Below are 14,023 nucleotides of genomic sequence, written 5' to 3' on the forward strand. Positions count from 1 at the left end.
CCATGTCTAAAAATATCATTGAAAACGGATTAGAAATCGCGGTAGTGGGGCTTTCTCTTCGCTTACCGTCGTGTGTAGATGCACCGACATTCTGGAAAAACCTAAGTGAAGGTAATGAGTTAATCAAATTCTTCACAGAAGAGCAGCTACGTGATTACGGGGTAAGTGAAAGCTTATTACAACAAGAAAACTATGTGAAAGCTGGGGCGTTTCTTGATGAACCATTCCAGTTTGATGCGGAGTTCTTTAACTATGTGCCACGTGAGGCTGAGTTTATGGACCCGCAGCTAAGGCTGCTCCACGAATGCAGCTTCCAAGCACTGCAAGATGCTGGTTGCAACCCACAAAATACCGATCAAGCGATTGGTATGTATTGTGGTTCAGCACAAAATATCAATTGGTTACGCCAGGTGTCTAACCACGTTGGTGATGGTGTTGGTGAGGTTTATGACCTGAAGATGCTGTATCAAAGAGAGTTCTTCAACACGCGTGTTGCATACAACTTAAACTTCAACGGACCTTCGTTGACCATCGACAGTACCTGCTCAACTTCCTTGGTCGCCATTCATTTGGCGGCTCAAGGGCTGTTAAGTGGCGATTGTGATGTGGCCTTGGCGGGTGGGGTATGTGTTAGCCCACTCACAAAAGGGTATAGCTATCACAAAGGCATGATCCAATCAGATGACGGTCACTGCCGCGCTTTTGATGCACAGGCCAATGGTACTGTGCCTGGTAACGGGGTTGGATTAGTGGCGCTGAAGCGCCTTGAAGATGCGATAGCCGATGGTAATCATATCTATGGTGTACTCAAAGGCTCTGCCATCAATAATGATGGCTCTGCCAAACCGGGTTATACCGCGCCGTCTGTAAAAGGACAAAAGCAAGTTATTAACTTAGCGACGGATAATGCAGAAGTAGAAGCCGATGAAATCGACTTCATCGAGTGCCATGGTACAGCGACAAAAATTGGTGATCCAATTGAAGTGCAAGCGCTGCAGCAGGCATATGGTAATGAAGGCGATCGCTGTTTGATTGGTTCAGTTAAATCGAATGTGGGGCATTTAGATGCAGCGGCAGGCGTCATTGGTTTTATTAAAGCCGTGTTGTCTTTACACCATAAAGCACTCCCGCCTTCGCTACACTTTAGTAAATTAAACGAAAACATAGACTTCTCTGGCAGTAAGTTCGCCGTTAATGATCAATTATGCGTGTTAGAAAATGCACAGAGACCACTTCGTGGTGCGGTGAGTTCATTTGGTATTGGCGGGACTAACGCGCACGTTATTCTAGAAGAGTATATTGAACAGCGTGACTTTGATTATGATGCGCGTCGCTATGAAATGTTCCCTATCTCTGCCAAGTCAGAGTTTTCGGCGCAAGCCAACTGTGAGGCATTTGCTCGCTGGCAGCCAGAGTCCGACAAGCTAGCTGACTTAGCTTACAGCGTGCAGGTACGAGATAGCCAATTTGCCTATCGACGTACTTTAATCGCACAGAGTTTGGATCAGCTCATCCAGCCACAAGCCGGTTGGAGCTTTAAAGGTGATGGACAACAGGTTAATAAACTGGCCTTTATGTTCCCAGGTCAGGGTGGTCAGTACCTGAATATGGCGGCCGACCTGTATCAGTATGAACAGGCTTTTAAAGACAATGTGGATAGTTGTTTTGCGTTACTCACACAAACGCAAGCAACTTACTGGAAAACGCTCCTATTTAGTCAAGATCCGACAGACAGCGTATTACTCACCAGCACCGATAATGCACAGCCTTTGCTATTCATCGTGGAATACTCATTGGCAAAATACTTGATGGACTTAGGTGTGCAACCGGACTTTTTAGTGGGTCACAGCCTGGGCGAATATGTTGCTGCCTGTTTGGCGGGGGTATTTACTCTGGAAGACGCCTTATCACTGGTGGTTGCACGAGGCCAATTGATGGCACAAGCGCCCGCTGGCGCCATGTTGAGCGTCGCTTGTGAGTTTGAACAAATAAAACCATTACTTCATTCAGAGCTTGAACTGGCTGCGAGCAATAGTTCGTCACTGTATGTCCTTGCTGGTAGCGAGCAAGCTATTGCTGATGCCCAGCAGGCATGTGAACAAAGGCAGATTAAGTGCACGCGTTTGCATACCGCAAAAGCCTATCACTCTTATTTGATGAATGATGTTTTACCTTTATTCAGAGCGCAAGTTGCACAAATTACTTTGCATGCGCCACAGATCCCCTTCTTTTCAAACCTAAGTGGTGAGCTGATTAAAGACGCCGAAGCGACCGATCACGAATATTGGGTAACGCACTTACGCGGCGCGGTCAACTTCTCGACTGCGGTGAGTAATATGTTCGATGCGGGCGTTAGCCACTTTTTAGAAGTTGGGCCGGGTAACGCCTTGAGCACCTTTGTGCGTACACATGAAAAAGCCAGCGATGCGTTGGTGATGAATACCATACGCCATCCTAAAGAAAGCGTGGACGATGACTTAGTGCTGCATCAGGTGCTGTCGCGCTTATATTGCTCAGGCGTCAATTTAGATTGGGCGAAATACAATCAGCACCGCCAGCCAAGAATGGTATCGGTGCCCAGTTATCAGTTCCAGCCGACCAAATATGCGCAAGTCATGGGCCATGTTTCAACCACTGAGGTGGCACAAAAGACGACGGCTAAAAAGAGCATCGAGCATGCTAGACCTAATTTAAGTAGCGCGATGGTTGCGCCTAGAAATGAGCAAGAGCGTGAAATGGCTGATTTTTGGAAGGGTATTTTTACGCTTTCAGAAGTCGGAGTGGATGATAACTTCTTCGAACTGGGTGGTCACTCGTTACTGGCTACTCGTGTGCTCAACTTTGTCAGTGAGCGTTTTGACGCTGACTTACAAATTGCAGATGTATTTGAAACGCCGACCATCGCCGGCTTAGTGACAAAAGCACAAGCACAAAGTGGCGCCGCAAACAGTGCGCACCGTATTCAAGTTATTGACCGCGATCAGTTGGTACCAGCCAGTTTTCAGCAACGTCGTTTATGGCTCATCGATCAACTCGAAGGTGGCAGTAGTCAATACAACATGCCTGCGTCTTTCATTTTGCATGGCGCACTCGATATGAACGCCTTGAATAAAGCGATTAATGGCTTAGTGGCGCGTCATGAGGCGCTGCGCACCAACTTTGTAGACGTGGATGGTGACGCATTTTTGAAAGTGAACCCAGCGGCAGAGGTGAATATTAACTTTGTCGACTTGAGTGAGTTAGACGCGTCATGCCAAGCGCAAGCAATCAAAGATATTGCTGACTCGGATGCGATGAAGCCGTTTGATTTGGCCAATGACCCTATGATCCGTTTGTCGGTGTTACGCCTTAAAGCACAGTCGCACATGTTGGCATTTAATGTTCACCATATTGTGTCTGATGGTTGGTCGGAGATGATTTTGGTTCGTGATTTCCAAGCGTTGTATTTAGGCTTTGTGAATGAACAACCCGTCAGCTTACCGCAGTTAGATCTGCACTACATTGACTATGCCTACTGGCAGCGTAACTGGTTGCAAGGTGAACAATTGGAAGCCGAGCTATCACACTGGGAGTCGCGCTTAACGGGGGCACCTGTGGTGCATAACTTACCGCTCGACAGACCTCGACCTGTACGTCAAACATTCAATGGTGAGAAGTTTCAACGCAAGATAAACCAAGCGCAAGTTAATGTATTAAAAGACATAGCACGCCAAGAAGGTGTGACGTTATTCATGGTGCTAGAGACAATCTTATCGCTTGTTGTAGGTCGCTGGAGTGGTCAACAAGACGTCATGATTGGTACCCCTATCGCAGGTCGAAACGACAAGCGCTTAGAACCACTACTTGGCTTTTTTGTGAATACTTTGGTGCTGCGCAATGACCTAAGTGGTAACCCAAGTTTTAGAGAGTTATTGGGTAGAACAAAAGAGGTGGCGTTGGACGCGTTTGCACATCCACACGTGCCATTTGACATGGTTGTTGAACGCGTATGTCCACAGGTTGGCAGCAGTCATTCACCGCTGTTCCAAATTTTGTTTGCACTACAAAACTATGAGCGAACTACGCTGTCTCTAGGCGAACTTGAGTTTGAAAAAGTTGAGCAAAAAGTATCTGCAAAATGTGATCTTTCCCTATTAACAGCAGAAGTGGAAGATGGCTTATTGGCTGATTGGTACTTCAATACGGACTTATTTGATACCGAGACTATCGTGAAGATGGCGCAGCACTTTGAATTGGCGATTGCTGGGTTATGTGAGGTAAAAGGTGAGCTGGATAACATCAATCAACTAACGATGGTGACACCAGAAGAATACCAGTGGATGCTACCGCACTCGCAATGTGAAGCGCTACCCAATGAATTGACTTGTGTGCATCAACGAATTGATGAGCAAGCTCAAAAGACGCCAGAAGCAACGGCTGTGATGTTTGAAGGTGAGCGACTCAGCTATGCACAGTTAAAGCAAGAGACGGACGCCGTTGCAAACTTGCTACAGGCTCTGGGGGTGACTCGAGGTGATAATGTCGCGATTATGTTACCTCGCGGCAAAGACATGATTATCGCGATGCTCGGCATTCAAAAAACGGGCGCGGCGTACGTGCCGGTCGACCCAAGCTACCCACAGAATCGTGTCGAGCATATGCTCAGTGATAGCCAAGCGAGCGCCGTAATTAGTGACAGCCGCTTGGTTGAGTATCAGGGTGAGATTGCCCAGTTGGATTTTGCACAGCTTGATCTGACGGCTGCTGACACCACCTACCAATGCGCTGCGCAACCACAAGATATCGCGTATGTGATTTATACATCGGGTACATCCGGTTTGCCAAAAGGGGTCGCGGTGAGTCACGGTGCCATACTGACGGCTATGGAAGCACGTATTGCCGAGCTGGGTGCGCTCAACAGCGTACTGTTGCTCAACTCGATTTCTTTCGATGCCTCTATTTTAAGTGTGCTTTGGCCACTGATGACAGGTGGCAAGCTGGTGATTGCATCCGACGGGGATGTCAAAGACCCAGAAGCTTTGGTGAATACAATTAATGCAAACGACATTGAGTCTGTGATCACTGTACCGTCTATTTATCGGGCATTACTCGATTTTGGCGCGCAATCTGAGCAGGTATCACCATTAAAACTCATTATTTTGGGTGGCGAGGCGTTAACTCAGGAACTGCGTCATCAACACTTTGGTAGTGCTTGGGCGAATCATGCCAATTTACATAACGAATATGGTCCGACAGAAGCGACTATCTCATCGACTTACTTTAGCTGTTCAGCCACCGACCAAGGGTTAAGTACACCCATCGGTACGCCTTGGAAACATGTTGGCGTGGCTGTACTCAATGATGCGGGGGTATTAGTACCAAAAGGGTGTGTTGGAGAGCTTTGTATTTTAGGCCCTTCACTGGCACAAGGATATTGGCAAAGAGCGGATTTAACGGAGCAGAAGTTTACCCCTTGTTATGCCTTTGGCGAACAAGCGCAGCGTGTTTATAGAACCGGCGATCTGGTTTATTGGAACCAAGCGGGCCAATTGGAATTTATTGGCCGAATTGATCAGCAAATTAAGTTACGCGGCTATCGTATTGAACAGTCTGAAATAGAGTCTGTTATCACGGCCATTGAGGGCGTTGAGCAGGTTGTCGTGCAGGTTAAACAAGATCGTTTAATTGCTTATGTCCATGGTTCAGAGCGCTTAACAGAGCGTGATCTTGAGCAAGTTTGTGGCCGCCAATTACCGGATTATATGGTCCCTCAACATTGGGTGTTTGTTGAATATTTCCCGTTAACGCCAGTGGGTAAAATTGACTTAAAGCAACTGCCAGAGCCGGACTTTAACAAACAGGTTAATGAACAGGATAAAGCCAGCACAGAGCTTGAATGTTTATTACATGGGATCTGGTCTCAACTGCTGAATCTTGAAGAAATCAGTATTCACGATAGCTTTTTCAAACTGGGTGGCGACTCCATCCTTATCTTAAAGCTCAAAGCACAGCTTGGCAGTTTAGGTTGGACATTTGAAGTGCCTAAATTTTACGCCGCGCCAACGATTGCTGAGCTGGCTGGCTTGTTAAGTAATAAAACTCAGTTAAGCGAACAAAAGTCGATTGAAGGTGAGCAAGTACTTATGCCAGCTCAACACTGGCTATTACAGCCGGATGCGGTGGATGTGCATCACTTTAATCAGGCGTTGATGCTCAAAGGACAAACATACCTATCAAAAGATGAGATCAAGGACATTATTACGGCACTGGTTGCGCGTCACGATGCCCTTCGTCTGAGTTTTGAGCAGCAGGGAGATGCCTACAGTGCACACTATTTACCGATGACGGATGTGCTAGATGATATGGTCGAATATCACTGTGACCTTGCACAAACACGGGTTGAAGCGCTTGCATCACAGGCACAAGCTTCTCTCAGTCTCCATGGGCCACTGTTCAAAGCCGTGTATATGGGGTTAGAAGACGGCAGTTGTCGCTTGTTGTTGGTGGCGAACCACCTTGTGGTCGATGGGGTGTCATGGCGCATTTTACTTGCTGATTTAATGAAAGCCTATGAACAGTATGGTTCGAACGGTCAAATTCAACTCGCGGCAAAAACAACCTCACTGCAAACTTGGGCAAATGGCTTACAGTCGCTTGCTAACTCAGAGGCGCTCTCAGAAGAGCTTGCTTATTGGCAAACAGAGCTGAGCAAACCTTACAGCAAAATTGAGCATGCCGTAGTTGCACAAGATCTTGTTGCAGATGAGCAGGTTGTGAGTTTGCCATTTGATCAAGTCATCACCAATGCCTTACTAACTCAAGGTCAAAGCAGCTATGGTATGGGGATTGAGGAACTACTATTGAGTGCACTCAGCGAAGCAATGTATCGTTGGCAGGGTATGTCCGCAACACGCATTATTCTTGAAAATCATGGCCGTGATATTGCGCTAGATGATGCGGATGTCAGTGATACGGTTGGCTGGTTTACCGCGATGTATCCTTTACATCTGACACACAGTAGCGATATTCGCACGCACTTGCTGTCGATTAAAAAGCAATGTCGAGCGGTACCGGCGAAGGGCGCTCATTTTAGCTTATTACAATATGTGAACCCGTCATTACCACAGGCGTTATTACCAAATACACATGAATCCCTCGTATTCAATTACTTAGGTCAGTTTGATCAAAGTGTGAATGAACAGAGTGCATTTACTGTGGCAACTGAAAAGGTCGGTGACATGATTTCGCCGGCTCGAAACCGAGATGCACTACTGTGTTTGGATGGCATGATCAGTGGTGGGTGTTTGAAATTCACACTACGCTACGGTACGCAAGTGTTTGATCAACAATCCATTGAACAGTTGGGGGCACACTTCAAGGATGCCGTCACTGAGTTTGCGCAGCACTGTATGGCACAAAAACAAAGTCATCGTGACGTTGAGGACTTTGAATTAGTTGACTTAACAGCATCAGAGTTAGAGCAGATCAGCCAATTGCACAGTAATTTGGAAGATATTTATCCGTGTACACCCAGTCAACGAGGCATGTTACTGCATACGCAATTAATGGCGGGCACGCAAGACACTGCTTATTGCAATCAATTGGAGTTGGATCTTGTCGGTGAACTTGACTTTGCACGTTTTGAGTCTGCTTGGCAGCAAGTGGCTCAGAAAAATGCCGTGTTTAGAACCGCGTTCTACCAACTTGCCGAGCAAGGCCACGTGCAAGCGGTGTTTGCTGGCGTATCATTGCCTGTTACTTATCATGATGGACGCTCACTCAGCGCACAAGCGAGTGAAGATGCCTATTTACAGTTAAGATGCGCAGACAAACAGCAAGGCTTTACGTTAACTCAACCTGGGTTGGCTAGAGTACAAGTCTGGCAGTTTTCGGCGGATCGTTATCGTGTATTAATCACCATGCATCACGCCATTATTGATGGCTGGAGTTTGCCATCGTGCATGTCGGATGTGATGTCGGCGTATTATCAAAACCATCTGGCAACACGACCGACGTTTAAGTCGTATATACAGTGGTTAATGCGCCAAGAAAGCACAAAAGCGACGGCATTTTGGCAAACTCAATTACAACATGTTGAACAGCCTACAACATTGGCAGGAGATCTATACCACGAATTACCAAGTGCTGCTGACAAGTTTGAATGCGTGCTGGATGAGTCGCAACTTAACGCCTTAGAGCAAAGCTGTAAGCAATTAGGTGTGACGTTATCAACCTTAGTGCAAGGTGCATGGGCGTACTTACTACACCGTTATACAGGTCAAGCGCATGTTGCATTCGGCACTACCATTTCTGGTAGACCCGCTGATTTAACTGGCTCTGATCAAATCATCGGCCCACTCATTAATACCATTCCAGTGACTGTTAACTGTCAAAGTGAGCAGAGCGTATCGGATTGGTTATTGGCGCTACACACCAGCGCCGCCCAGCGTGAACATTATGGTTTTCTAGACCTACCAACACTGAAAAAAATGACACCTCTGACTCGTACGGACGCCATGTTCAATACCTTAGTGGTGGTTGAAAACTACCCACTAGACGAGTTGAGAAAGAGTAAAGCGCAGTCTTCTTTACGTGTAGAGAAAACCCATGCCGATGAAAGCACCAACTTTGACATCACCTTGATGGTGCTGCCCGGAACACAACTGAAACTCCATTTCGTTTATCAAAGCGGCTTGTTTTCAGCGTCACGGATCGCTGAATTATCGCAAGCCTTAGTGAGCATTTTAAACAACCTCGTTGCCTCGACGGAGCAAGCATTGGCAAGCGCCGACTTGCTGGAGCTAAACGAGGACTCACAAGCAGAACAAGAAATAGAACAAATGTTTGCGGATTTAACCGACGCACAACTGCAATCGCTTTTAAACGAATTTGAATAATTAGGAATTTTGAACATGAATGCTTTAACAAACAACACGGTAGATATTAAGTCTAAATTAGCCAACTTAACACCAGAGCAACGCGCTGCACTACTGGCAAAGATGAGCGCCAAGCAAAACACAGACGCCAAGTTTAGTGATCTGGTTACTTGGTTTAATGACCAAGCGCAGCAGTCAGCAATGCGTACGGCTGTGAGCTGTGACAAGCAAAGTCTGTCTTATCAACAGCTCAACGTGCAAGCGAACCGTTTGGCCAATTACTTGCTGTATAAAGGCGTTAAGCCACAGCAACCTGTTGCCATTTGTATGGAGAGGGGTTGTGATTTATTGGTGGCCATTTTAGCGGTGCTTAAATCGGGAGCAGCGTATCTACCTTTGGACCCTCACTCACCGAAGGAGCGTTTAAGTACCATTATTGATGATGCGCAAGCCCCCTTTGTATTGACTCAACAGCAATATGAGTCTTTATTCAGTGGCGCGAGTAGCCAAGTATGTGTACTCGACAATCCAGAACTGAATGATGACTTGCAGGACCTATGTGAAGACAACCCTGCGGTGACGCCCAAAGCCAATGATCTGGCTTATATTATTTATACCTCAGGCTCAACAGGCACACCTAAAGGGGTGATGGTTGAGCATGGCAACGTTGCTCGGTTGATGAGCACGTCTCAGCCATTATTTAATTTCACTCAAGATGATGTTTGGACCTTATTCCACTCGTATGCCTTTGACTTTTCAGTGTGGGAAATCTGGGGTGCGTTGTTGTTTGGAGGCGAGCTTGTGGTGGTGCCTTATTTAACCAGTCGCTCTCCAGAGGCATTTGCGCAGTTGTTGGTGGATAACAAGGTGACGGTGCTAAACCAAACGCCTACTGCATTTGCAAACGTACAAAAAGTGCTGCTAAGCCAACAAGCTGCACATAGTGTTCGCTATGTGATTTTTGGTGGTGAAGCCTTAGAGCCAAAGAGCTTACAAGCATGGATAAATCGTTATGGCGAAAGCTGTAAGTTAATCAACATGTATGGCATTACGGAAACTACCGTGCATGTAACCTACAAGGAAATCACTCAGGCAGAGGTCGATGGCAAGATCAGTAATATCGGCAAACCGTTACCTGATTTAAGCCATTACATTTTGGACGATAAGCAGCGCAAAGTGCCCGTGGGCGCTGTGGGGGAGCTTTACGTTGCCGGTCCAGGGGTAACTCGAGGTTACTTGAACCGTGAACAGTTGACTGATGAACGCTTTATTACAGCAAACTTTAATGTACCCACTGGCAAGTTGTATCGCAGTGGTGATTTGGTTAGGCAGCTACCGAATGGCGAATTGGAATATTTAGGCCGCGCTGACAATCAGGTTAAATTAAGAGGGTTTCGTATAGAATTAGGCGAAATTAGCAGCAAAATAGCCGATCTTGCAGATATCAGCGACGTCACTACCGTGCTAAGAAGTGATTCTGATGAGAAGCAGTTGGTCAGTTATGTGGTACTTAATGAGACGCACTCTGCTGATTGGAAGCATCTATTACATGCGCATTTACTCCACACATTACCGGAATATATGGTGCCTTCAGCCGTGGTCAGGTGTGATGCCTTGCCGACCAACATTAACGGTAAAATTGACCACACTCAGTTAAGCACTCCACAGCCAAATGATTACTGGCAGCAACATTACATTGCGCCTACTAACGAAGTGGAAGCCAAGCTTTGCCTTGTGTTAGAAAAGCTATTCAAGTTAGAGCAAGTGGGTATTGAAGATAACTTCTTTGCGCTCGGTGGTGATTCACTTAAAACCGTTAACCTCGTTGCGAGTGCCGCAGAGCATGGTTTGTATTTTGAAGTGGCTGATATTTTTGAGGCACCGACGGTAGCCGCGCTGGCCGCGCGAGCAAACACCGAAAACAACCAAGAAGCACAACAGTATATAGGCCCATTTGATTTAATTTCTGCAGCAGATAAAGCCCGTTTACCGCAAGGTGTTGTCAGCGCCTATCCAATGTCACGCTTGCAACAAGGTATGGTTTACCATAATCAGGCAAGTGTAGATAACAGTGTTTTTCACAATATCTTGAATCAAACATTTGAAGGAAGTATTGACTTCGATGCGATGAAAGAAGCGTTTGCGCGGGTGATGGCGCGTCACGATATTCTCAGAACGGCATTTGATTTAGAGCAATATGAGCAACCTTTACAGCTTGTCTATGCGCACGCTGAAGTACCAATTGTATTACATGATATTAGTCACTTGGATGCACAAGCACAGCAACAAAGCATTGCTCAAGCTTTACAAAACCAGCAACAGCAGCGTTTTGATTTATCTGAGGCACCTTTATTTAGATGTGAAATTCTGCAACTGAGTCAAAATCAGTGGGAGCTGATCTGGGTTGAACACCACGCCATATTAGATGGTTGGTCTGTGGCCAGCTTTATGACCCAAATTACCAATGAATATACGGCCATTTTGGCGGGCAAGGAGAATAACATTGAGGTCCCTGAAGGTTATTACCGTCAGTTTATTCACATGGAGCAAAAGGCGCTAAACGACCCTCAGAGTAAGCAATTTTGGGATGAATATCTTGCTGACAGTAAGCTGACGCAGCTACCTACTCGAGCTGCACAAAACGAGTACACGGGTCCTTTGAAAACCAGGGTGTCGAGTACGCTATTTGCACAGCTTAAAGCGCTAGCAAAAACCCTGAACGTACCGTTGAAGTCTTTATTTTTAGCGGCTTATAGTAAAACATTGAGTACGTTTGCCAGTGAGCAGGACATTACGTTTGGTTTAACCAGCCATGGCCGTCCAGACAACATCGACAGCCGTTATTTATTGGGACTATACGTGACCACGCTACCGATGCGCATGCAGGTGGAGCAAGTTAGTTGGCAAGCGCTTATTAAAGCGGTTTATAACGAAGAAATGCGTGTTTGGCAGCAACGTCACTACCCACTATCAGAAATGATGCAAGGCAGAGACAACCAAACCATTTTTGATACCAGCTTCACGTTCAACAACTTCAATATTGTTGATGAAGCTGAGGAGCTAGACCTTAAAGGCACGCGCGACAGAAGTGCGCAAGAAATCGATGATTTTCCATTATCTGTGGGCTTTATCGTAAAAAGTTTAGAGCAAAATATTTGTGAACTGGGTGTGAGCTTCAACCCGCAGCAATATAGTCACCTGTTTGCACAGCAAATCCAACAGTACTTATTGTTAGCCCTGCAATCTATGGTGGAAGATATTCAGCAGCCGACCTCTGCACTTAGTGTGACCGATAAAGCGATGGTTACACAATTGCAAGGACAAGGTGTTAACGAGTCGAATCATACTTCTTTCTTAACGTTATTTGAGCGTACGGCGCGCACATTCGGTGACAGCATCGCGGTGATCAATGACTCAGAGCAGTTAAGTTACTTGGCACTTGAACAGCGTGCAAACCAACTTGCCCATTACTTAGTTGCACAGTGCAACGTACAAGTGGGTGATCGCGTGGGCTTATTGTTCAGTCGTTCGTTAGATATGGCCGTGGCCATACTTGCCGTGATGAAAGCAGGGGCGGCATACGTGCCGATTGACCCACAAGCGCCAGAAGAGCGTAATACGATGATTGCTGAGGATGCACAGCTACAATTGTTATTAACGCAGTCTGCACATCTTGCCAGTGCACAAGCATGGCACAGTAATAACCTGGCTATCGACACGGTTGCGGATGCATTAACCGCCATGCCAAGCACCCCTGTTAAGCAAACTCTGACAGCACAAGATTTGGCCTATCTGATGTATACCTCGGGATCAACTGGTAAACCTAAAGCTGTCATGGTGAGTCACGGTAACATTGCTGCGTATTTGGACTCGGCACAGGCGTTATATCGCGTATCGCCGGTTGACCGTATCTTGCAATTTTCTACATACGGTTTTGATATTTTTGTGGAAGAGTTTTGCTGTGCACTGAGTCAGGGCGCTTGCCTCGTATTTAGAAATGAAGAAGTGATGGATGCTGGCACGGCGTTTTGGCAGTTTATCGCAGACAATCACATCACAATTGCCTCTTTACCCACGGCATTTTGGCACTTAGTTGTTGATCAGTTGCAGCAGCAACCAGCATCTCAGTTACGTTTATTGATCACCGGTGGTGAAAAAATGTCGGAGCAGCATGTCGCCCGTTGGCAGCAGACAATGGCCAGTGACATCGAACTATTTAATACCTATGGCCCAACAGAAGCGACCGTGATCGCCAGTGCTAAAGAAGTGTCGCAGTTACAAAGTAACGGACAAGTCATTCCACTGGGTAAGCCATTAAAGAATACAGGTCTTGCGGTACTGGATGCTTTTGCTAACCCAGTGCCTAGCCAAGTGACGGGTGAGATCTATATTTATGGCCCTGCGGTTGCACTGGGATATTGGCAAAGAGACGATTTAACCACTAACGCCTTTGTACACATTGATGTAGATGGCGTGCGCTACCGTGCATTTAAAACGGGCGATCTTGCTTATCTTAATGAAGCGGCGGAGCTGGTTTTTGTTGGCCGCAGCGATGATCAGGTGAAAGTGCGCGGATATCGTGTTGAACCACAAGAGATCCAGAAAAGCCTACAACAGATTGAGGGCGTTGAATCGGCCTTGATCAAGGTTGCTAAACGCGGTGATGGCAATCAACTACAGGCGTTTGTACAGCAAAAAGCAGGTGCACAACTGGCAACCATCAAAGCGCTACTTGCAGCGAAGTTACCTGAATATATGGTGCCGACGCTGTGGGCCGAGATACAGCAGTGGCCGCTGACTTTGAATGGCAAAATTGATAGCAAAGCCTTGCCTGAAGCATTACCTCTGACCAGCATTAATGACAGTGACATTGAAAAAGATGAAATGGAACAGTCAGTTGCAGAAATTTGGGCAAAGCTGCTTGAAATTGACTCTGCGACGATTTCTCCTGTCAGCAACTTCTTTGATTTAGGCGGTCACTCATTATTGATGACGCGTTTATTAACACAGATCCAAAGCACCTTTGGTTGCGAATTACAGCTCAATGAACTGCTGCAAAACGGCGACTTGAGTTCGATGGCGCGTTTAATCAGTACTGAATTATCACTAAACAGTCTGTCGACGCTTGAAGAAAACAGCGAACTAGTTGAAGAAATGGAGTGGTGATC

General features: G+C 46.4%; 2 protein-coding genes. Both read left to right on the forward strand.

Features of this window, described 5'->3' with window-relative positions; translation table 11 throughout:
• Positions 1 to 2 precede the first annotated feature (2 nt).
• Positions 3 to 8,876 carry a type I polyketide synthase gene (locus AC5FX4_RS02735; protein WP_493604986.1) on the forward strand — a complete coding sequence of 2,958 codons (8,874 nt, stop codon included), beginning with the start codon at positions 3 to 5 and terminating at the stop codon, positions 8,874 to 8,876.
• A gap of 15 nt (positions 8,877 to 8,891) precedes the next feature.
• Positions 8,892 to 14,021: an amino acid adenylation domain-containing protein gene (locus AC5FX4_RS02740; protein ID WP_493604987.1), complete on the forward strand. Its 5,130-nt coding sequence runs from the start codon at positions 8,892 to 8,894 to the stop codon at positions 14,019 to 14,021.
• The last annotated feature ends 2 nt before the right edge of the window (positions 14,022 to 14,023 follow it).

Source organism: Pseudoalteromonas sp. ATL1 (assembly GCF_058933015.1).

Coding starts and splice junctions, on each gene's coding strand:
- AC5FX4_RS02740 (WP_493604987.1), top strand. CDS start 8,892: ATGAATGCTTTAACAAACAACACGGTAGATATTAAGTCTAAATTAGCC.
- AC5FX4_RS02735 (WP_493604986.1), top strand. CDS start 3: ATGTCTAAAAATATCATTGAAAACGGATTAGAAATCGCGGTAGTGGGG.